Consider the following 22,330-nt stretch of genomic DNA (forward strand, 5'->3'; position numbering starts at 1 on the left):
GCTACGGCCCTTCGGGCCTCCGCGGGACGCCCAACGCTATGCACGTTTTGTGCGGGTCACTACGCTCCCAGTTTCGCACAAAACGTGCATAGCATTGGTCGCCCCTGTTGCGGGCGTTAATAGTCTATTCGTGTCGCGCGCTTGTTTTTAAGGAAAAAATGTTGATGGAGGGAATATTTTGTAGCTACTACGATGAAGAGGCGGAGCAAAATATACCTATAAAACCAACGTTGGATGAGGCCGTCAGTCTTTTTAGGAGCTTCCAATGGGAAAACTATAAAGAGGATTCCTCCTCCAAGTTATTGATTTTTCAATCTCATAAATTCGATGAGGCATCTTTGTCTATTTCTAGTTTTGACGAAGGCGCGTGGTGCATATCAGCGGCAACGTCGAAGCGCAGACGTTTTTTCGGGCCATTTTTCAAAGTTAATACATTTGGCATTTTTATAGATAAAACTTCAGTTGAAGTTGAGAATATATTGCGGCTCTTCTATGAGAACTCTGTTCCTGAATTCTCCGCTTTGTTGAAGAGTAGTTCGGAGTAAGCTACTAACAAGGTGCGGCAGACTAACATCTTACTTTGCGCATTTTTTACGCAGTCGCTGTGCTTCCATTTTAGCGCAAAAAACGCACAATTTAAGCCGCATCTGATTGCGGCGTTAAGTGAATATCTCGCGTATGGAAAAGTTAATAACCATCAAGCAAGCTTACTTAGCAATGGCTGAATACCTTCTCGAAGAGTGTCGGCTCGAAGCGGGGCGAGCCGTTGATGCTCGCGGCATTGTGGCAGAGCTGGAGTTAGTCGGGCCATGGGAGTCGTCGAGCGAAGGATGCACGGAAATGTTCGAAAAGGCAGTTGAAATAGTACTCACAGAGGGTTCGGTTCTTGACTTCGAGAAGTGAGCCTGAATCACTTAAAAATCGCAGGCTGAATGCTCCGGTCCGTTGGGCCTTAGCGGGACGCCTAACGCTATGCACATATTGTAAGGGTCGCTTCGCTCCCAGTTTCGCACCATATGTGCATAGCATTGATCGCCTTTGCGGCGCGCGTTAAGAGTAAGACTTGCCCACAGATGATAAATGAATCGAGTCAGGCGCTAAACAAGGTGAGTGGGTTGGTTTTCACCTCAGTATTGTTGTTTTGGTGTGGATATGTGGCAATTACGCTTTTTGTTGGCTTCGTCACATCCAGCACTATAAGTTCTGAGGTTCTACAGCTTACTATTTGGGGGCTAACCAGCAGCGGCGGGTTGCTCGCTCTAACTTTCTTGTTCAGGCGGATCGAGGGGGGCTCCGTTACTAATCTTTGCCTGAGGGTGCGCGCGTCGAGTTTGAGAAACTTCTTATTTGGCCTGCTTTTGGGCGGGGTGTCGTTTGGAATCCACGTCGGTGTTGTCGCAACCTTCGCTGGTCCTATTCGCTTTGAGTTTGTGCCGGGCGTAGGGGCCCTGACTGCCCTGGTTTACTTTGCACGGTTCTTATCCACCTCTTGTATGGAGGAGTTGGGTTTCCGCGGCTATTCGTTACGGCGACTCGCCCCAATATTGGGGCCTTGGCCTGCGGTATGGCTGACGGCAGTGGCCTTTGGAATGAGTCACTTCCTTTACGGTTGGGATATGCAGACCATTATGCTAGGTGTGGTTCCGGCCGGTCTTCTTTGGGGGATGAGCGCGATAGCCACACGAGGAATTGCTGTGCCTATCGGGCTTCACGCAGCCTGGAACTTCACCAGCTGGTCTGCGGGAAGCAGAGCTGAAACGGGCTTGTTGCAGTTGGTTGTTGAAGAGGAGGCGCTCGAGTTGACTCAGGCGGTCGGTATGGCTAGTTATCTATCAATTTTCACACTTCTCACATTTGCCTTTTGGTTTATTCACCGACGTAATATCGCGCGAGCTGTCTTGACTCCTACCTCGTTAGTCGCGGAGCGTTAGGTCATTGAGGGTAGGGTGGCCATGCATAACATACGGCTGTTGTCGTTCCTATGGGGCAGGGGCTGTCTTTCCCCGGCTTAGCAGCTTCGAGTCCGCTCCAATCCCTGACTTTAAGGGTTAGCAAAAACTAAGATGATACGGCAAGCTAAAAAGACAGATGCAGCAAGGATTGCTGAGATCTACAACTACTATGTGATGAATACATGTATTACGTTCGAAGTAGATCCCGTATCGGAGGGCGAGATGTCACTTCGCATTTCAGAGTGTGAGGTCAATAACCTACCCTGGCTCGTTGCGGAGCACGAAAATTTAGTTATTGGTTATTGCTACGCAAGTAAATGGAAAGGACGTTGTGCTTACCAGCACTCTGTTGAAGCTACGGTATATCTTGATCTTGCTGCGGCATCTAAGGGCTGGGTCTCTGAGTTATATTCAGCACTATTTGCGAAGTTAGTGGAAATCAATGTTCATGCGGTCATTTCAGGCATCGCGCTGCCGAACGAGGCGAGTGTCGCGCTGCATGAAAAGTTTGGCATGACGAAGGTGGCCCATTTTAGAGAGGTAGGCCGCAAGTTCGATAGGTGGGTGGATGTTGGTTATTGGCAATGCCTGCTTCCCACCTGGCAAGAGCGAAAGTCTACTGCTTGCTTAGATCTCTGAACTTAAAAGGAAAATGGAAGTGTTGGTAAGCAGGAGTGATGAGAATACTGCTGCGTTGCTTTAAAGGCGAAAACGAAAAAAGCCCCGAACTTTTGCAAGTTCGGGGCTTTCTTTGTATGGCGCGCTCGGGAGGATTCGAACCTCCGACCGCCTGGTTCGTAGCCAGGTACTCTATCCAGCTGAGCTACGAGCGCGTCGTTGTGGTTGCGAACTATAGTGACTTGCCTTGGCTTCGTCAACTGTTTTTTAAAGAAACTTTTTAAAAACTCTTTAAAAATCCGCAAGTTACCGAACTTTGCCGCTGTTCCGTTTGGTGCGGTTCAGCTCGATAGGGCGCGCATTCTGCCGCGCTGCCCGGGTCTTTGCAAGTACTTTTTTCAGGTTTTTTTGCGGGGGTTCTTTCCGCCAGGCTCGAAGGCTATTGCCGTCGAAATCTACCGGTCCAGGCTGCCCTAGGCGGCGTTGGATTCGGGGTGCGTTGACTCTTGTGGCATTGACGGTTCGCGGGGCTGCATGTGCTCGGCAAATGCCTGCTCAAGTACGTCTGAGTCCCGGTGGCGCTTGATGCGCTCAAAGAACGCGGTGGCTTCGGGGTAGCTCAGTTTCAGGTAGGCGAGCCACTGTTTGACCCGGTTGCCGAGGTATTTGGCGGGGTAGAGGTCCTGGGTGGTCGAGTAATAGTCGTACAGCAGTGCGGCAACCTGATGCCATTGCAGGGGCTGGTAGTCGCGTCCGTCACACAGGGCCTGTATCTGCAGGCCGATATCCGGCCTCGCGAGCAGGCTGCGTCCAAACATGTAGGCGTCACAGCCGGTTACTTCGCGGCAGCGCTTGAAGTCTTCCAACGTCCACAGGTCGCCGTTGGCGATGACGCGAATACCCAGTTGCTGGCGGATCTCGCCAATGTATTCCCAGTACGCCGGAGGGCGATAGCCGTCGACCTTGGAGCGGGCGTGAACGGCCAGCTCGGAGGCGCCGCCCGCTTCAGCGGCGCGGGCGTTGTCGAGGTAGCTGCTACGGTCCTGGTAACCCAGTCGTATCTTGGCCGAAACTGGAATTTCGCTGGGCACGGCGTTGCGGACTGCCGCGACTATATCCTCTACCCGGGATGGTGACTGCAACAGGCAGGCGCCGCCATCGCTGTTGTTAACCGACTTGGCGGGGCAGCCAAAGTTGAGATCGATTGATATGGCACCCGTTTCTACGGCCTTGGCGGCATTGTAGGCCATGGCTTTCGGGTTGCCACCCAGCAGCTGGAGTTTGACCGGTGTGCCGGTTGGGGTTTGCGCGCCCTGTTCCAGCTCCGGGCACAGTCGGGTGAAAACCCGGCGGGGGAGTCGGGTGTGGGTGACGCGGACAAACTCGGTGACGCATACATCAACCCCGCCAATGCGAGAGAGCAGGGCGCGAACATGGTGGTCGATGACACCTTCCATTGGCGCCTGATAAATCATCGGGCGCGGCGTTTTGTCGGCTTGCGGGGCCTTGGGTGTCGGGTACTGCGGTTCTTGCATCGGTGACGGCTGTTTTACTGCGAGTGAGATTTTTAGATCGGATGGCTATTGTACGAAATTCTCTGTGGGGTTGTGCAAATTTTCGGCAGGCCTGCCGGCGCCATGGGGCTACGCGCCCTTGTGGTTGAAATTGGTAGCGATAATGGCGGAAAAGATCGGTATCTGGCGGGTTCTTGGTTGCTTCTGTAACTAATAAGTGTTTGATTTCTAAGGGTTCTTGTATTGATAATATCGCCCGCAAAATCGAATTAGAGTCATAAAAAGCAATTTGCGAGGGAATATAAGTGCAAGAGTCACTGATGCAGCAAGGTCTTGATATCACGCTGTTCGGCATGGGGATTGTTTTTACTTTTTTGCTGGTTCTGGTGATCTGCACCACCGTCATGTCCCGCCTGATTACCCGTTTTTTCCCCGAGGCTGAGCCTGTTGTGGCGCCAGCTGCGAATACTGCTGCTGGGGCGGCAGGGGATGAGCGCCTGAAAAAAATTATTAAGGCCGCCATCGAACAGCATCGCAATAAACGTCGCTGAAACGGCATCGCAAATTAAATCGTTTTGGGCGTGCCCGGATTTTTTAATACTGCCCGCTGCGCTTCATGGCGTTCGCGATCTGGTCCGGCCGCTTCACCCATTATTCAAGATCAACTTTCGAAGAGAGACGACCCATGACTGAGGTTAAAAAGCCATTGGGGATTACAGACGTAGTCCTGCGCGACGCCCACCAGTCGCTATTCGCAACCCGCCTGCGCCTGGATGACATGCTGCCGATTGCGGAGAAGCTGGACAAAGTCGGGTTCTGGTCTCTGGAGTCCTGGGGCGGCGCGACTTTTGATGCGTGTATCCGCTATCTGGGTGAGGATCCCTGGGAGCGCATTCGCGAACTGAAAAAAGCCATGCCGAATACGCCGCAGCAGATGTTGTTCCGCGGCCAGAATATTCTCGGCTACCGCCACTATGCCGACGACGTGGTCGAAAAATTTGTCGAGCGCGCGGCCACCAATGGTGTGGATGTGTTCCGTGTGTTCGATGCCATGAACGATATGCGTAACCTGCAAACCGCGCTGGCGGCGGTGAAAAAGCAGGGTAAGCATGCGCAGGGCACCATCTCTTACACCGTAAGCCCGGTTCACGATATGGACCTGTGGGTCGACCTGGGGCGTCAGATCGAGGACATGGGTGCGGACTCCATTGCGATCAAGGATATGGCAGGCCTGCTGCGCCCTTATGAGGGTTACGAGCTGGTTTCCAAGTTGAAGGCGGCGGTGGATATTCCCATCCACATGCAGTGCCATGCGACCACCGGCCTCTCCACTGCTACCGCGCTCAAGTGTGTGGAAGCGGGTATCGACAATATCGACACCGCTATTTCCTCCATGTCCATGACCTACGGCCACAGCCCCACAGAGGCGGTGGTTGCCATTCTGGAGGGAACCGATCGCGACACCGGCCTGGACATCAACCTGCTGGAAGAGATTGCGGCGTACTTCCGTAACGTGCGGAAAAAGTACGCGAAATTTGAAGGCTCCCTGCGCGGCGTCGACTCGCGCATTCTGGTTGCCCAGGTGCCCGGCGGCATGCTTACCAATATGGAAAACCAGCTGCGCGAACAGGGTGCCGGCGACCGCCTCGACGAGGTGCTCGAGGAAATCCCTCGCGTGCGCAAGGACCTGGGCTATATCCCCCTGGTGACACCCACTTCCCAGATCGTTGGCACCCAGTCGGTTCTGAATGTGCTGACCGGCGAGCGTTACAAGTCCATTTCCAAGGAAACCGCTGCGGTGCTCAAGGGCGAGTACGGCGCGACCCCGGCAGACGTTAACAAAGAGCTGCAGGACAAGGTTCTCGAAGGCGCTGAGCCGGTTACCTGCCGCCCCGCGGACCTGCTGACCCCGGAACTCGACAAGCTGGCCGATGAGCTGAAAGAGAAAGCCGTGGCAGACGATATCGAACTCACCGGTGGTGAGGGCGAGATTGACGATGTGCTGACTTACGCGCTCTTCCCGCAGATTGGTCTCAAGTTCCTGAAGAACCGTGACAACCCCGACGTTTTCGAGCCGGTGCCGACTGGTAACGAATCCTCGGAAGTGAAAAACGACCAGGGCGAATGTGTTTACACCGTCTCGGTGGAAGGGCAGAGCTACACGGTAACGGTCGCCGATGGCGGTGACGTAACCGGCATGGTGAAAGTGGGCGGTGACGCTGCGCCCGCTGGTGGGGCTGCTCCGGCAGCTGCAGCGCCCGGGGCCGGTGAGCCCGTGAAGGCACCGCTTGCCGGCAATATCTTCAAGGTGCTAGTGAAGCCGGGCGACCAGGTGACCGAGGGGCAGAACATCGTGATCCTCGAAGCCATGAAGATGGAGACGGCGGTGAGCGCACCGCGTGCCGGTAGTGTCACCGGCGTGACCATCAAGGAAGGCGATTCCGTGGCGGTGGGCGATGCCCTGCTGACCATCGCGTAACGGGGGCGCTTGTGGAAAACATAACAAATCTCTGGCTTTCGTCCGGCGCCAACCAGATGACGGTCGGGCAGTTCTCCATGATGGTGGTCTGCCTCGGTCTTCTGTTTCTCGCCATTCGCAAGAACTTTGAACCGCTGTTGCTGGTGCCGATCGGCTTCGGCGGCATTCTCGCCAACATTCCCGGTGCCAATTTGGCGCTGCCCGCGGTTGAAGCGGCCATCTATTCCGGCGATGCCGGTGTGCTGGCGCAGCTGGCACAGGCGCTTGGTTTGGCTGCGTCTGAATCTATCGAGGGCATAAAGGCGGCGCTGGAAAGTGCGCCGGCAGCGGCCCAGCAACGTGCAGCCGAGGTGGCGGCCGATGCGGGCTTTAACAATGGCATGCTGTACAACTTCTACAGTGTTGCCATCGCTTCGGGTGTCGCGCCGCTGGTGATCTTTATGGGCGTGGGCGCGATGACCGATTTCGGCCCGCTGCTAGCAAACCCGCGCACACTGTTCCTCGGCGCCGCCGCGCAGTTCGGTATTTTTGCCACGGTGCTGGGTGCGGTGGGTATGTCGGCCATGGGCATCATGGACTTCTCCATCGCCGACGCTGCCGCCATCGGTATTATCGGTGGTGCCGACGGCCCCACGGCGATTTATGTGTCCAGCCTGCTGGCGCCGGATCTTCTTGGTGCCATTGCAGTTGCCGCTTACTCCTACATGGCGCTAGTGCCTCTGATCCAGCCGCCGATCATGCGTGCGCTGACCACCGAGCAGGAGCGCAGGATCGAGATGGTGCAGCTGCGCCCGGTGAGCAAGCGCGAGAAGATCATCTTCCCGCTGGTACTGCTGATCCTGGTGGCGCTGTTCCTGCCGGACGCGGCGCCGCTGCTGGGTATGTTCTGTTTCGGTAACCTGATGCGCGAGTGCGGTGTGGTATCGCGCCTGTCGGATACCGCGCAGAATGCACTGATCAATATCACCACGATTTTCCTCGGCCTGTCGGTTGGCTCCAAGCTGGCGGCGGACAAGTTCCTGGATCCGAAGACCCTCGGTATCCTGGCACTGGGCATCGTGGCGTTTGCCATTGGCACGGCTGCCGGCGTGTTGATGGCCAAGCTGCTGAATGCGATCAGCAAGAACAAGATCAACCCGCTGATCGGTTCTGCGGGGGTGTCCGCGGTGCCGATGGCGGCGCGGGTCTCCAACAAGCTGGGGCTGGAGGCCAATCCACACAACTTCCTGCTGATGCATGCCATGGGGCCGAACGTGGCCGGGGTCATCGGTTCTGCAGTGGCGGCCGGTGTGATGATCACGATGGTGCGGGCGATGACCGGCTGATCCGCGGCGTCTCACCGATCGCAGAAACCCCGCTCCGGCGGGGTTTTCTGTATCTGGGTGATGGCTTTGACCGGCTGGTCCGGGCTGCGTATAGGGAAAGGGCGCGGCTGCGGTCGCCGTGGTAATATGGCCGCCGTTTTGTAATTGGCGGCGCCGCATTGTCTCGGCTTTTGGTAGAGAGCCGCGCCGCAAAGGAGAGGTTATGTCCTGGTTGGGAGCGGGTATCGGCGCGGGCATCGGTATGATGTTCGGCGGCCCCATCGGTGCGGCGCTGGGCGCCTGGGTTGGTAGTTCCTTTGGCTCTGGGCTGAAAAAGCTCAGTGACGCAGGTATCACGCTGAATCGCGATGGTGCGCAGGCGGTATTTATCGTCGCGCTGTTTTCCATGCTGGCAAAAATGGCCAAGGCCGACGGCCAGGTTTCCAAAGCAGAAATCCAGCTGGTTGATGACTTCATCAAGAACAATCTGCGCCTGAACGCGGAAGACCGCCAGCAGGCGATCAAGATTTTCCAGAATGCCAAGGATGATCAGTTCACTATCTATGACTATGCGCGCCAGTACCGGCAGCTGATCCGCAACCAGGCGATGCGGGAAATGGTCTACCGCTTATTGTTTGCGGTGGCGTTTGCCGACGGCGAGTTGCATCCGGCGGAAGAGCAAATTCTGCGTCGAATTCCCGGAGACCTGGGGTTGCACGCTTCCATCTTTACCGCCATGTTCAATGAATTTGGGCATCGCGGAGGCGCTACCAGCACCGGTAACCTGCAAGCGCATTACGATATTCTCGAGTGCAGCCCGGATGCGAGCGACAAAGAGCTGAAGCTTGCCTACCGGCGCAAGGCGGCGGAATACCACCCGGACAAGATTGCCTCCAAGGGCCTGCCGGACGAGTTTATGCGCCACGCGGAAGACCAGATGAAAAGCGTCACCGTGGCTTATGACACCATTGTCGCCGCGCGCAAGCGTCAGGCCGCGGTCGATCAGGTCTGAGCCAACCCATCGGATAGTCGGAGTTAAATACATGTCCCTGGCAGAGCAGATTCAACAGAAACTTACCGGAGCGTTTGACCCCGCCCATATCGAGGTGGATTGTGAGAGCCATATGCACAATGTGCCCGCAGGCTCGGAGATGCATTTTCGCGTGGTGCTGGTGAGCGAGGCGTTCGCCGGCGTGCGCAAGGTGCAGCGCCACCAGAAAGTGTACGCGGCGCTGGCCGACGAAATGGCGGGGCCGATTCATGCGCTGGCACTGCACCTGTACACCGCAGAAGAGTGGGCCGGCCAGGCGCCGGAAAGCCCGCAGTGCCTGGGTGGCGACAAAGGCGGAAAGGGTTGATTCTGCATTTTTGCAGCCCCATTCAAGTATGATGCGGCCACATCGAAGCTGTGAATTGAGTCCGCAGCGAACAACACCACGTTTAAAACCACGTTGAAAAACACAAATCCAGGAGTAATCGTGGAAGAATTTATTGTCGACGTTAGCGCTCAGAACGCCCAGCAGGTATTGATTGAAGAGTCCATGAAGCGCCCGGTGGTGGTGGATGTCTGGGCCGACTGGTGCGAGCCCTGCAAGCAGCTGATGCCGGTACTGGAAAAGCTCGCCAAGGAGTATGCGGGTCAGTTCCTGCTCGCCAAGCTGAATGCGGATACTGAACAGGCGCTGGCGGGGCAGCTGGGTGTGCGCAGCCTGCCCACGGTGATGGTACTCAAGGACGGTCAGCCGGTAGACGGCTTCGCCGGTGCCCAGCCAGAAAAGCAGATCCGCGAGATGCTGGACAAATACCTGCCGAAGTCCTGGGACCTGCAGCTACAGCAGGCACAGAAACTGGTGGGTGAGGGCAGCCTGGATGAGGCCCTGCCGCTGCTGCGCCAGGCCTACAGTGACTCCGGCGAGCGTGCGGACATCGCCAAGCAGTACGCTGCCGTTCTGCTGGAGAAAAATCGCACCAAGGAAGCCGAAGAGGTGCTGGGTAAAATTCTGATGGCCGACCAGGATGCGGATTACCAGCAGCTGATGGCTCAGCTGGAGCTGAAGCAGCAGGCGGCGGACTCACCGGAAATTAAGGCACTGCAGCAGGCCCTGGCAGCGAATCCGGAAGACAGCGAATCCGCCTACAAACTGGCGGTACAGCTCAGCCAGGCGGATCGCCACGAAGAGGCGCTGGAAATCCTGCTTAATCTGCTGCGCAAGGACATGGGCTTCGCCGATGGCGCCGCCAAGCAGGCCTACCTGGATATCGTCAAGGCGCTGGGTGCCGGCGATCCGGTGGCGACGACCTACCAGCGCAAGCTGATGACCCTGATGTTCTGAGCAGAACCGGTCGAGGCCATGTACAAACTCTGTATCTACATTCCCGAATCACACCTGGAGCCGGTCAAGCGAGCCATCTTTGCTGCCGGCGCTGGGCGTATAGGTGACTATGATAGCTGCTGCTGGCAGGTGCTGGGGAGCGGGCAGTTCCGCCCGCTCGACGGCAGCCAGCCGTTCATCGGTCAGCAGGGGGAAGTGGAAACGGTGGCCGAGTACCGTGTGGAAACGGTCTGCGCGGATGAAGTAGTGGATGCGGTGCTGGCGGCTATGCGCAGCGCCCATCCCTATGAAGAGCCGGCGTTTGACCTGTGGAAACTGGACGACCGCTGCGGCTGAAACTTTTCTTTTTATTCGAGCTTTTTCTGTCAGAGCTTCCGCTCGATGATCCCCCGGTGCAGTCCGAACTGCCCTTTCTCGCGATCGCTGAAGTAATGCTTCAGTGTCTGCGTCATCACCGGAAAGGCCATCTCGTCCCAGGGAATGTCTTTTTCGTCAAACAATTCCACTTCCAGTGATTCCGGGCCGGGACCGAAATTGGTGTCGGTGAGCTCTCCGCGGTACAGCAGATACACCTGGTTGATGTGGGGAATGTCGTAGACCGAAAACAGCTCGTCCACCCGCAGCTTCGCGCGGGCCTCTTCCCAGGATTCCCTGAGTGCGCCCTGCTCACTGCTTTCGCCATTTTCCATAAAGCCCGCCGGCAAGGTCCAGAGCCCGTAGCGGGGTTCGATGGCGCGTTTGCACAACAGCACCTGGTCACCCAGGTAGGGCAGGGTGCCGACAATCACACGGGGGTTCACGTAGTGGATGGCGCCGCAATCCCGACATAGGTGGCGGGGGCGGTCGTCGCCGGCGGGAATCTCGAATACAACGGTGTGGCCGCAATGGCTGCAAAATTTCATCGCGCAAGTATACGCTCAGTACTGAATGGCGTCAGCAGCCTCAGTTTTTTGAGGATGTGCAGGCGGCGGATGGCGCGTCGAGTTTCACCAGCTTGAACCCGATGTAGCCGTACAGCACGCTGAGCGCCGGGCTCGCCATATTGAACAGGCAAAAGGGCAGGTAAAGCAGTGTGGGTACACCCAGCACTGCGGCCATAAAGGCCCCGCAGGAGTTCCAGGGCACCAGTGGCGATGTGACCGTGCCGCAGTCCGCAGCCAGTCGCGACAGGTTTTGTGGTGCCAGGCCGCGTTTTGCGAATTCCGCGCGAAAGATCCGTGTGGGTAGCACCAGTGCGATGTACTGGTCCCCGGCCACCACGTTTAAGCCAAAGGCACTGGCGAAGACGGTTAAAAACAGGCCGCCGATGGTTTTCGCGCGGTAGATCAGCGGGTTGATCAAACGCTTGATCAGGCCAAATTCATCGAGCAAAGCACCGAAGGTCACTGCTCCCATAATCAGCCAAAGGGTATTCAGCATGCTCGACATGCCACCGCGGGACAGCAGGCGGTCGACATCGGCAATACCGGACTCCATGGAGAAGCCGTTTGCCATTGCCAGCCATACAGCTTTTACCGCGCCGCCAATGCCGAGCGGATTCTGCCCGACAAATGCGCTGTAAACCTCGGGCTGCAGGAAGGCGCCGACTAACCCGGCAAACATTGCCGAAGTCAGTAGCGAGAGTGATGCCGGGTATTTGCGGATCGACATAAAAACCAGCAGCAATAGCGGCAGCAGATTCAGGGCGGTGATCCGGTAGATACCGTTGAGCGAATCCAGCTCCACCACTTTTTGCAGCTCGGTCTGCCCTTCGATATCCACCCGGCCGAGGCCAAGCAGGGTAAAAATCACCGCGGCAAACAGGAACGCGGGCACGGAAGTCCATGCCTGGTTACGAATGTGGGTGTAGACATCCACCTTGACCATTTGTGCGGAAAGAATCGTTGTTTCCGAAAGCGGTGATAACTTGTCGCCAAGATAGGCTCCGGAAATGACCGCGCCCGCGGTGATCGGAGCAGATACTTCCAGCATGGTGGCGATCCCCACCAACCCTACGCCGATGGTGCCGGCGGTGGTCCAGGAGCTGCCAATGGCCATGGCGATCACGCCGCAAATTGTTGCGCTCGCCACGTAATACCAGGTAGGCGACAGTGCCTGGATGCCGTAGTAGACCAGTGTGGGAATGGTGCCCGACAGGTTCCAGCAGCCTATCAGCGCGCCCACGGCGAGCAGGATAAAGATGGCACTGGTAATGGAAGCGAGGGCGCCCTGGCCGGCTTTTTGTATGGACGCCCACGAATGCCCGTTTTTAAGGGCGATAAGTGCGGCCACCATGCAGCAAACGATAAGTGCTGACTGGATTGGTCCGTCCAGCGCGGCCATACCGAACAGCGCCAGTGAACCGCCGATCAGCAGAGCCAGTGTCAGCAGTGGTATCAGTGCGTCGAAAACGGACGGCGCACGGATCGATTTGCGATCACCTGGCTCGGCCATAGCGATGGTGTCTCAATTGGCGGGCGCGGCGGCCGGTTGTTGCCGCCATACCCGTGCAGGAATGACGAAGCCTTAGAAATCGACGGGGTCGCGAACGATGGGACAGGTCATACAGTGGCCGCCGCCGCGGCCGCGGCCAAGTTCTGCACCGACGATGGTGACGACCTCAATGCCTTCCTTGCGTAACTGGGTATTGGTGTAGGTATTGCGATCGTACGCAAATACCACCCCGGGTTTGACCGCCACCAGGTTGTTGCCACTGTCCCACTGCTGGCGCTCCGACGCGTAGTGGTCACCGCCGGTCTCCACCACACGGATTTTTTTCTGGTTCAGGGCCTTGGCCACCACATCCACAAATGGCTTGTTCTCCAGGGTGGTATGCAATTTCTGCCCGTTGTCTTGCGGGCGCAGTACCAGTGTGTGCACCTGGTCCATGATCTCGGGGTAGAGCGTGACTACATCGCGATCGGCAAAGGTGAACACCGTATCCAGGTGCATTGCCGAGCGCAGTTTGGGCATGGCGGCGACGATGACCTGTTCCGCCGCGCCTTTCTCAAATAGTGCTGCCGCCAGCTGCGAGATGCCCTGGCGCGATGTGCGCTCGCTCATGCCGATTAGTACGATACCGTTGCCCACCGGCATCACATCACCACCCTCGACGGTGGCGAGGCCGAAGTTGGTATCCGGGTCGCCCCACCACACCTCAAAAGTCTCCTTGGTAAACATCGGGTGAAATTTATAGATGGCGGTGGTGAGGAAGGTTTCTTCCTTGCGGGCGGGCCAGTACAGCGGGTTCAGGGTGACGCCGCCATATAGCCAGCATGTGGTATCGCGGGTATACAGGGTGTTTGGCAGCGGTGGCAGCAGGTACTCGGTGGCACCATGGGCTTCACGGGCAAGTTCCATAAAATCGGAACGGGAGAATTCGTCGGGCAGGTCGATTACTGACAGGCCACCGATCAGGAATTCGGCGAGCTCCCTCGGCTCGAGGCTTTCGAGATAGCTGCGGGTGGATGCCATCATGCCCAGGCCGACATTGTTTGCGGTGACCTTGCGATCGAGCAGCCACTTGCGCGCTTCCGGGATGGCCACCGTCTCCGCCAGCAGGTTGTGCATCTCTACCACTTCGACACCGAAGTCACGCATTTTCGTCATAAAGTCAAAGTGGTCGCGCTTGGCATTCTGCACCCACAGCACATCGTCAAACAGCAGGTCGTCACAGTTGGTTGGCGTTAACCGGGTGTGCGCCAGGCTTGGGGCGCAGACCATCACTTTGTGCAGTTGGCCGACCTCCGAGTGAACACCCAGCGTCGCATTGGATTTTGACTTGGCTTTGGCCATGAAAACCTCTATCTGAAGAACTTTTTTTAAAGAGCCATCTATTAAAGAACTATCTATTAGAGAACTATGGCGCCGGTGATCAGGGAGTAGATACCGATGATGGCCCCGATAACGATCAGCGAAAAAAGAATCAGCTCTTTGGCGGTAAACGTGCGCAGGTTCAGCTCCCGGCGGGCGAAGATGAACAGCAGGGTCCCGGGCGCGAACAGAATGCAGGAGAGCAGTACATACTCGAGTCCGCCGGCGAGAATCATGAAAAAGGTGTACAGCGTTGCGATACAGCCAATAACCAGTTCCCGCGTGCGTACCCGTGAAGGATCGGACTCGTAGGTCTCCCGGGTAAACGCCAGTTTCAGCCCGTAACCCGCCACCAGCAGATAGGGGATTAATGTCATCGAACTGGTCAGCTCCAGGGTCAGGTCAAAAGCATACTGGGCGAAAATGGTAAGAATCAGGAACAGCTGCACCATGCTATTGGTCAGCCAAAGTGCCGTGGAGGGCACACCGTTTTTGTTCTCGTGCCCGAAGGCCTTCGGAACCAGATCGTATTTGGATGCGGTAAACAGCGCTTCCGCGCAGAGCAATGTCCACGCGAGGTAGGCGCCGAGCACTGATACGATAAGCCCGGCGCTGACAAACACCGCGCCCCAGGTGCCGACCACCGCCTGCAGAACTCCCGCCATTGACGGCTGGCGCAACTCCGCGATTTCCGGTCGCAACATGACTCCGTATGGCAGCAGGGTTACCAGAATCATCAGGCAGAGGACGCCGAGAAAACCCATCACTGTCGCCCAGCCGACGTCTGCACGGTTTTTCGCATAGCGCGAAAACACGCTGGCGCCTTCAACGCCGATAAATACGAAAACGGTGACCAGCATGGTCTGGCGGACCTGTGTAAAAACGTCGTTGAGGTTGTAGTTACCACCGCCCCAGAAGTTGTCGACGAACAGCTCTTTCTTGAAGGCCACCGCAATAATAATGATAAACAGGATGATCGGGATGATCTTCGCCACGGTGACGATCTTGTTGATGGCCGCGGCCTGTTTGACGCCGCGCAAAATCATAAAGTGAATGGACCAGAGAATGATTGAGGAAACGGCTACGGCTGGAATGGTATTCCCCTCACCAAAGGCGGGAATCGCCGCGCCAAGGGTGGACTTGATCAGAACGAAGTAGGTGGTGTTGCCAAGGCAACTGCCGGCCCAAAAGCCGAACGCGGCCATAAAGCCGATGTAATTGCCAAAACCGTCTTTTGCGTAGGTGAAGATACCGGCATCGAGATCAGGCTTGCGCACGGCCAGGGTCTGGAACACGAAGGCCAGCATCAACATACCGGTACCGGCAATGCACCAGGCGATCAACGCGCCGAATGGGCCGGTGGCATTGGCAAAGGTCGCCGGGAGAGAGAAGATCCCTGCGCCCACCATGGAGCCAACGACCATGCCCATCATGGTCGTGCGCGTTAAATTCTGCTGGGACTCTGTACTCATAGTGGTTTACAGCCGATAAATCGCTGTTGTCAGTGTAGATGTTGGGGGTGAACGTGACGTCCGTATCCTCGAATACGATTTGCTATGAAGCGGGTGTTGGATATAGCGATTTATTTACTGGAGGTGCGTAAAGCACGCATTTGCCAGTGACTTGCCAGCGTGAAGTAGCCATACAGTCCTACCATCGAGATCGCATAGGCGATGGCGGCACCGGTCGCTTCGAGCCTGGGTACCAGAACCAGTAGAAGAGCGACCTGTACCAATGCTGCCGCCACCAGTGCAGGAAAAATGATGCGACTCTGCTTGCGATGTTTGAGGAAAATCGGTGCTATACCCATGGCGACGGTGGCCGAGGTGGTAACCGCCAGGATACGGAATGCAGTAGTGCCCTCGACGACGAACGTTGGGTGGAACAGCCCCAATATTTCTTCGGTATATGTCAGTGACACCACCAGGAATATTCCCAGAGCGGGCAGCATCCACTGCAGGCGCTGTATCCGCAAGCGTCGGACAGCCGAGAATTCACCCGTCTCCTGAATGATCGACAGCTCGCGCGCGTAGACGCGATTGGTCGCTGCCGTCAGTACGGTGGCAAAGGCCGCAGTGGAGATTGCGGCGGCGTAGGCGCCTGTAGCTGCTGCCGAGGGCTGCAACCAGTCGAGAAGGATAATCGGAATTTGCGCGATCACACTCATGGCGAGCCGGTAGAACCAGAAGTGCAACGCCTCCGCCCGCCAGGAAATATTCTGCTGTTCTGTATGGTCCGCTCCTGAAGCGGCGGGCCACGCCTGTTTCAGCCAGTAGGCTGCCAGTGCAAGCCCAAGGCACCAGGCAATCAACCAGCAAAATACACCAGTGGCACCCGTGGCCCTGATGGGGCTGAGCAAGGCAACGCAAATCAACAGGAGCGAAAGCGCGGGTACGATCAAATGCGTGACTGCAGCTGCGCGGACGCAATTGCCCGCCGCACTGATCGCTGCGCACAGGAAGTAGGTCAGCGCGCCAAACGGCAAAGCGAGCAGGGTTATATAAATGACGCTCATGGCCTCCGGAGGAAAGTCGCGCAGCTCGTGTGCCCAAAATACTGTCAGCGCGGCGACGATAATTGCGCCAAGCAAAAGGCGCGATATTGAGAACCGAAGATAGCGCGCCGCCTGTCCATACTGCTTACTGGCGAACTTTCCCGGCATCATGCGAAGGGCATACTTGTCCAGCCCCTGTGACGTAACGGCGAGCATCAAAAGGAACACCGCGGCGGCAATCACATAGTGTTCGTAGGCGCTGACGGAGAGACTGCGTGCCAACACCAGGTTGATCAGGAATATAACCCCGTGCCCCGGAAACGCGATCAATGCCAGCTTGCCGACTTCACTGAAGTGTTCACGTTTGGATGTGCTCAACATAAGGTTTGAAGGTTCAAAAGATTTTGTCTGGGAGGCATGTACCGCCCGGGCTTTGCGCTTCAGTTTAGTTTGACGAGAACACCTCGAGATATCTTGCTTTTTGACACACGCTTGATCCTGTCACTCAATTCAATGGAGTGCACCATCTATAGTTGAAGCAAGAGTTTCAGTGCAATTCGCGGTGTGTATTTGCTGATGTCCAGGTTGTTCTATTTGGTGGTGATGACTGGCGCCCTCACGTTGCTGGGTGTTACCGCCTGTTCCGACAAGGACGAAGCGACGCCAGCACCTGCAGCACCGCCAGTGGAAGTCCTGGCGGTGCGCGCGCACCAGGTGGTGCCACGCTACGAGTATGTAGGCCGCGTAGAGGCGACCGATGAATATAAGGTGCGCCCGCGGGTAGAGGGGTATATCGAGAGTCGCAATTATGTCGAGGGACAGATGGTTCGCAAGGGCGAGTTGCTCTATGTGATCGACCCGAGACCATTCGTGGCTGCGCTGGAGAACCAGCGTGCGAACCTGTCCCAGGCGCGCTCTGCGCTTGCCATCGCGGAACGCAATTATCGTCGGGGAGAAGAGCTGGTGCGTACTGGCGCCATCAGCAAAGTGCAGATGGATGAACTCACCGGCAACTACGAGGCAGCGCAATCCCAGATGGAGGCCATGCAGGCGAATGTCGATACGGCCGAGCTTAACCTGAGTTTCACCGAAATCCGCGCGCCCCTGACGGGCATCATTGGCCGCACCCAGTTTACCGAAGGCTCTTTGGTCGGCCCCGCTACGGATCCGCTGACGACGATCGTGCGCATGGATCCCATCCTAGTTAATTTCGAGGTGCCGGAACACCGGCTGTTTGTGGTGCAGGAAGAGGCGGCACGGCGGCGGCAACAGGGGGTTGCCCAGGAGCGGCGGGATGTGCGGATCAAGCAGCCCAATGACGAGATGTACCCGTATCCGGGGTTGTTGGTCTTTGTGGACAACCAGATTGACCCTAACACCGGCTCTGCGCTGGTACGTGCGCGCTTTCCGAACCCGGAACAGTTACTGGTCCAGGGGCAGTTTGTGCGGGTGGAGATCAGCGTGTTTTCTGGCCGGGAAGGCATCAAGCCTTTGATTCCCCAGGCGGCGGTACAGGAAGACATGCAGGGGCGCTTTGTTTATGTGGTCGATGACAAGAACATCGCGCACAAGCGCTATCTCAAGCTTGGCCAGCGTGAAGGGGAGCTGTGGGCGGTGACCGAGGGCATCAAGGCCGGCGAGCGGCTTATCGTCAACGGCCTGCAGCGGGTGAATTCCGAGCAGCCGGTTACCCCGCAAAATACGCAATTGGATCCCTACAAGGGGTTAAAGACGGTCGAACCGCCCAGCACCGCAAGCCCCGTTATGCCATTGCGCGAAGGTGAGGTGACGGAGCAGGAGCGTAAGAAATCCGGCGCCTCTGATATGGAATTACTGCGGGATCGGGATGATCCGACACAGGATGAAGAGCCGGATGCGTACTTTGACGGCAAATAATCCTCGGCATACCGCAACCCTTTCTCAGGTGCGCTGACAATGATCAGCGCCACATTTATTCGTCGCCCGCGTTTTGCGCTGGTCATCTCGATTCTGATCAGTCTCGCGGGGATTTTGTCCCTGCCACTCCTGCCCATCGCGCAGTTTCCGGACATCAGCCCTCCCACCGTGCAAGTGAGCGCGTCCTTTCCGGGTGCCAGTGCCGAAGTGATGCGCGACAGCGTGGCCATTCCCATTGAGTCACAGGTCAATGGGGTGGAGGGGATGCAGTATATGTCCTCCACCAGTAGCAGTGACGGAACCTACAGTCTGACGGTGACCTTCGAGAGCGGCTATGACGGGGATATCGCGCAGGTAAACGTGCAGAACCGTGTGCAGCAGGCGACACCGAGCCTGCCGCAAGAGGTGACTCGCAGCGGTGTAACCGTGGAGAAAAGGTCCAATACCATTCTTCTGGTGGTAAACCTGCTGTCTCCAGAGGACAAATTCGACAACCTGTTTCTCGCCAACTATGGCGAGATCTTTATTCGCGATGAGCTGGCGCGCCTGGACGGCGTCAGTGATGTGCAGCTCCTGGGTGCCCAGGATTATTCCATGCGCCTGTGGTTGAATCCGGACAAGATGGCGGCGCTGGATGTGACGGCGAGTGATGTGATTGCCGCAGTGCGGGCGCAAAACCTGCAAGTGGCCGCAGGCAGTATTGGCGCGCCGCCTATCCAGAAGGAGCAGCAGTTCCAGTACACCATCATTGCGCGCGGGCGGCTGGAGAGCGAGGAAGAATTCTCCAATATCAGTATTCGCTCAAATCCCGATGGCGCCATAGTACGCCTGAGCGATATCGCACGTATCGAGCTTGGCAGCCTGAGCTACAGCGCTTTTGGTGAGCTGGACAACAAGCCTTCGGCGGTGCTGGCGGTGTATCAGCTGCCGGATGCCAATGCGCTGAATGTGGCAGAGGCCATTGACGCAAAGATGGCGGAACTCTCACTGCGATTCCCCGAAGGGTTGAAATTCGAAATCCTGTACGACACCACAGATTTTGTGATCGCCTCGATCAAGGAAGTGGTCGAGACGTTACTGATTGCCCTGTTGCTGGTGATCGTGGTGGTATTTATTTTTTTGCAGGACTGGCGCGCAACGCTGATTCCCGCGGTGGCAATTCCGGTATCGCTGATCGGCACCTTTGCGGTGATGCTCGCGGTGGGAATGACCATAAACACCGTTACCCTGTTCGCGCTCATTCTCGCCATCGGGGTTGTGGTCGATGATGCCATTATCGTGGTGGAAAACACACAGCGATTAATGGGGGAGGGACTTGCGCCGAAAGAGGCAGCAATGCAGTCCATGCAAGAGGTGACCGGCCCGGTGGTAGCCACCACCGCCGTGCTGTTCGCGGTGTTCGTACCGGTGATGCTGATGCCCGGCCTCACCGGGAAAATGTATCAGCAGTTTGCGCTGACCATTTCCATTTCCGTGTTCATTTCGAGTCTCAACGCCCTGACTCTGAGCCCCGCGCTCAGTGCTTTACTGTTGCGCCCCACAGAAGGCGAGGGGGAGCATGGGGAGAAATTGACCGGTGTCTTCGGGTTCTTTAACCGGTTTTTGCGCAGTGCTACCAGCCTGTACGTCGGTATTGTGCGCTTCTGTGTGCTGCGGCCGATCATTGGGCTGGCGACCATCGTGGGGGTGGGTGCGTTGTGCGCCTGGTTGTTTACCGCGGTGCCGACCGGGTTTATTCCTGACGAGGATCAGGGATTTTTCATGATGAACGTGCAGCTGCCCGACGGCGCTTCGCTGCAGCGCACGGATAACGTCGTGCAGGGGCTGAGTGACGACATTGGAAAACTGGACGGCGTGGCACATGTGATGGCGGTGCCGGGTTTTAGTCTGCTGTCCAACAGCCTGACTTCCAATACCGCTTTCATGATTGTGATTTTAAATCCCTGGGAAGAGCGTACGGCACCGGAGTTGAATCAGTTTGCGATTCTCGACAAGGTGCAAAAGTTGGGTGCCGGGGTCCCCGAGGCGCAGGTGCAGGCCTTTCCGGTGCCCGCGCTACCCGGTCTTGGCACTATAGGTGGCTTCGAGTTTGTGCTTCAGGACCTGCAGGGGCGGGATGTACAGGAACTGGCTGCTGTGCTTTATGCGTTTCTCGGCGAGGCAAACCAGCGCCCGGAAATTGGCGCCGCGTTTACTACCTACCAGGCCGCGACACCGCAGTTACGGCTGGATGTGGATAAGGACAAGGCGCATATCCTGGGGCTGCAGTTATCGGAAGTGTACTTGACGCTGCAAACTTACCTCGGGGGTTTTTACGTCAACGACTTTAACCGTTTCGGCAAAATGTTCCGGGTAATGGCGCAGGCCGATGCGCAGTATCGCGATGATGAGCAGGATTTAAACGGCTTCTTTGTGCGTGCCAACAGTGGTGGGCTGGTGCCCGTCAGTTCGGTGGCCGAGGTGATGCCGATCGTCGGGCCGCAGACGGTGAATCGCTACAATATGTACAACAGTATCACCGTCAACGGTGTGCCTGCGCCCGGCCGCTCCAGCGGCGAGGCGATGGGAGCAATGGAAGCGCTGGGTGCGCAGTTGCCGCAGGGGTATAGCTATGAGTGGACCGGTTCCAGCCTGGAGGAGATCAGTGCGGGCAACCTGGCGCCGATCCTGTTCTCGCTCGCGGTGCTGTTTGCCTACCTGTTTCTGGTGGCCCAGTACGAAAGCTGGTCGATTCCCATTGCAGTTCTGTTGGCGATTCCCGTAGCCATTGCCGGTGGGTTACTGGCGTGCTGGCTGGTGGGGCACGACAGCAACCTCTATACGCAGATTGGTCTGATGCTGCTCATCGCCATGTCCGCGAAGACGGCGATTTTGATGGTGGAATTTGCCATGTTGCAGCGGGACGAGGGGAAATCCGTAGAGGAAGCAGCGCTTGAAGCCACACGCCTGCGGTTCCGCGCGGTGCTGATGACCGCCATGTCATTTATTCTCGGGATTTTCCCGCTCATCATCGCCACGGGCGCAGGTGCGGCCAGCCGTGTTTCTTTGGGGCTCGCGGTGTTTGGTGGCATGGTTGCTGCAAGTGTTTTCTCCACCTTTCTCGTGCCGATCTACTACGGCCTGGTACAAGCTTTGCGGGAGAAGGTAAAAGGCGGGCACAAGCCCAAGGATACTGGCGCGGGAGACACAGTGACCTAGTGGGCTCAGCCCGAATTGCACTGCACTGGTCAATTTTCCCCGCAGCGGTATAGTGTCTGATAGAGCGGCAGCGGTATTAGAAGCAGACAATGCTGGATATTATTGAACGCAAGTTTTCCGAAGTGAGCGATGAACTGCAGGCGCGGGTGCCCAAGGGCCCGGATCTGCACGGGCACGCAGCGGTATTGCTGGCCCTGACCGATGAGCCTGACCCTGAGGTCATTCTCACCCTGCGCTCACAGCAGCTCTCCAGTCACTCCGGTGAAGTTTCCCTGCCCGGCGGTCGCTGGGACGCAACCGATCCCTCCCTCGAATATACCGCCCTGCGTGAAACCCATGAGGAAATTGGGTTGCCCCCGGATCAGGTGCGTGTTCTCGGCCCTCTGTGGACGCGCAGCACTCGCTGGCAAGTGGAAGTCACGCCCTGGCTCGGCATAGTGCCAGCGGATGCGCCGCTTACTCCCAATCCCGGCGAGCTGGATGCGATCTTCCGTGTTCCCCTGAATTGGTTCTTTGATGATCCGCGTGTCCGCACCGACCGTATCACCATCGACCAGCGTCGTATTTACCTGCCCGCGTACGAGTACGAAGGCTACGAGATATGGGGTTTTACCGCCGGCGTGCTGACGGAATTTCTGGTGCGGGTGCTGGACGTGCCTATTGGTCGCCGCGATGATGTTCCGCTGCGGGCGCTGAGCTAACCACCTTTATTGGTCGGAGCCTGCCTGCAGGTCCTGTGCGGATAGGGTG

20 protein-coding genes and 1 tRNA gene are annotated in these 22,330 nt (G+C 57.1%); 14 read left to right on the forward strand and 7 right to left on the reverse strand.

Annotated elements, in window-relative coordinates; all coding sequences use genetic code 11:
- Positions 1–164 precede the first annotated feature (164 nt).
- From LC059_RS16790 to LC059_RS16805, 4 genes are all read left to right on the forward strand, one after another.
- Entirely contained in the window at positions 165–545 is a 381-nt protein-coding gene (locus tag LC059_RS16790; protein WP_226705028.1) for a hypothetical protein, read from the forward strand.
- Between the two features lie 133 nt (positions 546–678).
- Positions 679–903 (forward strand): hypothetical protein, encoded by a 225-nt coding sequence (locus tag LC059_RS16795; RefSeq protein WP_226705029.1) that lies wholly within the window; start codon positions 679–681, stop codon positions 901–903.
- Between the two features lie 170 nt (positions 904–1,073).
- Positions 1,074–1,931, forward strand: coding sequence for a CPBP family intramembrane glutamic endopeptidase (locus LC059_RS16800; RefSeq protein ID WP_226705030.1), 858 nt, complete (start codon positions 1,074–1,076; stop codon positions 1,929–1,931).
- 132 nt (positions 1,932–2,063) lie between these two features.
- Positions 2,064–2,591: an arsinothricin resistance N-acetyltransferase ArsN1 family B gene (locus LC059_RS16805; RefSeq protein WP_226705031.1), complete on the forward strand. Its 528-nt coding sequence runs from the start codon at positions 2,064–2,066 to the stop codon at positions 2,589–2,591.
- Positions 2,592–2,708: 117 nt separating this feature from the next.
- On the opposite strand, the gene LC059_RS16810 is transcribed toward LC059_RS16805, so the two are convergent.
- Positions 2,709–2,785: transfer RNA gene (locus LC059_RS16810), tRNA-Arg, on the reverse strand.
- A 258-nt stretch (positions 2,786–3,043) separates the two neighbouring features.
- Positions 3,044–4,045: a tRNA dihydrouridine synthase gene (locus LC059_RS16815; protein ID WP_226705092.1), complete on the reverse strand. Its 1,002-nt coding sequence runs from the start codon at positions 4,043–4,045 to the stop codon at positions 3,044–3,046.
- A 344-nt stretch (positions 4,046–4,389) separates the two neighbouring features.
- On the opposite strand from LC059_RS16815, the gene LC059_RS16820 reads away from it, so the two are divergent.
- From LC059_RS16820 to LC059_RS16850, 7 genes are all read left to right on the forward strand, one after another.
- Entirely contained in the window at positions 4,390–4,635 is a 246-nt protein-coding gene (locus LC059_RS16820) for an OadG family protein (RefSeq protein ID WP_226705032.1), read from the forward strand.
- A 134-nt stretch (positions 4,636–4,769) separates the two neighbouring features.
- Positions 4,770–6,563, forward strand: coding sequence for a sodium-extruding oxaloacetate decarboxylase subunit alpha (gene oadA, locus LC059_RS16825; RefSeq protein WP_226705033.1), 1,794 nt, complete (start codon positions 4,770–4,772; stop codon positions 6,561–6,563).
- Between the two features lie 56 nt (positions 6,564–6,619).
- Positions 6,620–7,888 carry a sodium ion-translocating decarboxylase subunit beta gene (locus LC059_RS16830; RefSeq protein WP_264189701.1) on the forward strand — a complete coding sequence of 423 codons (1,269 nt, stop codon included), beginning with the start codon at positions 6,620–6,622 and terminating at the stop codon, positions 7,886–7,888.
- A 202-nt stretch (positions 7,889–8,090) separates the two neighbouring features.
- A complete protein-coding gene (gene djlA, locus LC059_RS16835) occupies positions 8,091–8,879 on the forward strand; it encodes a co-chaperone DjlA (RefSeq protein ID WP_226705035.1) in 789 nt (262 codons plus the stop codon).
- A gap of 31 nt (positions 8,880–8,910) precedes the next feature.
- A complete protein-coding gene (locus LC059_RS16840) occupies positions 8,911–9,225 on the forward strand; it encodes a BolA family protein (RefSeq protein WP_226705036.1) in 315 nt (104 codons plus the stop codon).
- 120 nt (positions 9,226–9,345) lie between these two features.
- Positions 9,346–10,200 carry a thioredoxin gene (trxA, locus tag LC059_RS16845; protein WP_226705037.1) on the forward strand — a complete coding sequence of 285 codons (855 nt, stop codon included), beginning with the start codon at positions 9,346–9,348 and terminating at the stop codon, positions 10,198–10,200.
- Positions 10,201–10,218: 18 nt separating this feature from the next.
- A complete protein-coding gene (locus tag LC059_RS16850; protein WP_226705038.1) occupies positions 10,219–10,536 on the forward strand; it encodes a YqfO family protein in 318 nt (105 codons plus the stop codon).
- A 29-nt stretch (positions 10,537–10,565) separates the two neighbouring features.
- On the opposite strand, the gene LC059_RS16855 is transcribed toward LC059_RS16850, so the two are convergent.
- From LC059_RS16855 to LC059_RS16875, 5 genes are all read right to left on the reverse strand, one after another.
- On the reverse strand, positions 10,566–11,102 hold the full coding sequence (locus LC059_RS16855) for an NUDIX hydrolase (RefSeq protein WP_226705039.1): 537 nt from the start codon (positions 11,100–11,102) through the stop codon (positions 10,566–10,568).
- A gap of 40 nt (positions 11,103–11,142) precedes the next feature.
- Positions 11,143–12,633, reverse strand: coding sequence for a Na+/H+ antiporter NhaC (gene nhaC / locus LC059_RS16860; protein WP_226705040.1), 1,491 nt, complete (start codon positions 12,631–12,633; stop codon positions 11,143–11,145).
- A gap of 72 nt (positions 12,634–12,705) precedes the next feature.
- Complete coding sequence (gene arcA, locus LC059_RS16865) at positions 12,706–13,974, reverse strand: arginine deiminase (RefSeq protein ID WP_226705041.1); 1,269 nt, start codon at positions 13,972–13,974, stop codon at positions 12,706–12,708.
- Between the two features lie 56 nt (positions 13,975–14,030).
- Positions 14,031–15,464 carry a basic amino acid/polyamine antiporter gene (locus LC059_RS16870; RefSeq protein ID WP_226705042.1) on the reverse strand — a complete coding sequence of 478 codons (1,434 nt, stop codon included), beginning with the start codon at positions 15,462–15,464 and terminating at the stop codon, positions 14,031–14,033.
- A gap of 110 nt (positions 15,465–15,574) precedes the next feature.
- Positions 15,575–16,867, reverse strand: coding sequence for a lipopolysaccharide biosynthesis protein (locus LC059_RS16875; RefSeq protein ID WP_226705043.1), 1,293 nt, complete (start codon positions 16,865–16,867; stop codon positions 15,575–15,577).
- Between the two features lie 195 nt (positions 16,868–17,062).
- Between LC059_RS16875 and LC059_RS16880 the strand changes: the two genes are divergently transcribed.
- The 3 genes from LC059_RS16880 to LC059_RS16890 all read left to right on the forward strand — a co-directional run bounded on the left by LC059_RS16880 (position 17,063) and on the right by LC059_RS16890 (position 22,281).
- Entirely contained in the window at positions 17,063–18,382 is a 1,320-nt protein-coding gene (locus LC059_RS16880) for an efflux RND transporter periplasmic adaptor subunit (protein ID WP_226705044.1), read from the forward strand.
- Between the two features lie 39 nt (positions 18,383–18,421).
- Positions 18,422–21,580 carry an efflux RND transporter permease subunit gene (locus tag LC059_RS16885; protein ID WP_226705045.1) on the forward strand — a complete coding sequence of 1,053 codons (3,159 nt, stop codon included), beginning with the start codon at positions 18,422–18,424 and terminating at the stop codon, positions 21,578–21,580.
- A gap of 89 nt (positions 21,581–21,669) precedes the next feature.
- Entirely contained in the window at positions 21,670–22,281 is a 612-nt protein-coding gene (locus LC059_RS16890) for an NUDIX hydrolase (RefSeq protein ID WP_226705046.1), read from the forward strand.
- The last annotated feature ends 49 nt before the right edge of the window (positions 22,282–22,330 follow it).

This window comes from Microbulbifer elongatus, from assembly GCF_020524885.1.
Classification (GTDB): Bacteria; Pseudomonadota; Gammaproteobacteria; order Pseudomonadales; family Cellvibrionaceae; genus Microbulbifer; species Microbulbifer elongatus_A.

Bases quoted from the DNA above. Each gene is read 5' to 3' on its own strand.
- LC059_RS16885 (WP_226705045.1), top strand. From the start codon at position 18,422: ATGATCAGCGCCACATTTATTCGTCGCCCGCGTTTTGCGCTGGTCATC.
- LC059_RS16890 (WP_226705046.1), top strand. From the start codon at position 21,670: ATGCTGGATATTATTGAACGCAAGTTTTCCGAAGTGAGCGATGAACTG.
- arcA (WP_226705041.1), bottom strand. From the start codon at position 13,974: ATGGCCAAAGCCAAGTCAAAATCCAATGCGACGCTGGGTGTTCACTCG.
- LC059_RS16850 (WP_226705038.1), top strand. From the start codon at position 10,219: ATGTACAAACTCTGTATCTACATTCCCGAATCACACCTGGAGCCGGTC.
- LC059_RS16840 (WP_226705036.1), top strand. From the start codon at position 8,911: ATGTCCCTGGCAGAGCAGATTCAACAGAAACTTACCGGAGCGTTTGAC.
- LC059_RS16880 (WP_226705044.1), top strand. From the start codon at position 17,063: ATGTCCAGGTTGTTCTATTTGGTGGTGATGACTGGCGCCCTCACGTTG.
- LC059_RS16800 (WP_226705030.1), top strand. From the start codon at position 1,074: ATGATAAATGAATCGAGTCAGGCGCTAAACAAGGTGAGTGGGTTGGTT.
- oadA (WP_226705033.1), top strand. From the start codon at position 4,770: ATGACTGAGGTTAAAAAGCCATTGGGGATTACAGACGTAGTCCTGCGC.
- djlA (WP_226705035.1), top strand. From the start codon at position 8,091: ATGTCCTGGTTGGGAGCGGGTATCGGCGCGGGCATCGGTATGATGTTC.
- LC059_RS16815 (WP_226705092.1), bottom strand. From the start codon at position 4,045: ATGATTTATCAGGCGCCAATGGAAGGTGTCATCGACCACCATGTTCGC.
- LC059_RS16805 (WP_226705031.1), top strand. From the start codon at position 2,064: ATGATACGGCAAGCTAAAAAGACAGATGCAGCAAGGATTGCTGAGATC.
- nhaC (WP_226705040.1), bottom strand. From the start codon at position 12,633: ATGGCCGAGCCAGGTGATCGCAAATCGATCCGTGCGCCGTCCGTTTTC.
- LC059_RS16875 (WP_226705043.1), bottom strand. From the start codon at position 16,867: ATGTTGAGCACATCCAAACGTGAACACTTCAGTGAAGTCGGCAAGCTG.
- LC059_RS16830 (WP_264189701.1), top strand. From the start codon at position 6,620: ATGACGGTCGGGCAGTTCTCCATGATGGTGGTCTGCCTCGGTCTTCTG.
- LC059_RS16870 (WP_226705042.1), bottom strand. From the start codon at position 15,464: ATGAGTACAGAGTCCCAGCAGAATTTAACGCGCACGACCATGATGGGC.
- LC059_RS16855 (WP_226705039.1), bottom strand. From the start codon at position 11,102: ATGAAATTTTGCAGCCATTGCGGCCACACCGTTGTATTCGAGATTCCC.
- LC059_RS16795 (WP_226705029.1), top strand. From the start codon at position 679: ATGGAAAAGTTAATAACCATCAAGCAAGCTTACTTAGCAATGGCTGAA.
- LC059_RS16790 (WP_226705028.1), top strand. From the start codon at position 165: ATGGAGGGAATATTTTGTAGCTACTACGATGAAGAGGCGGAGCAAAAT.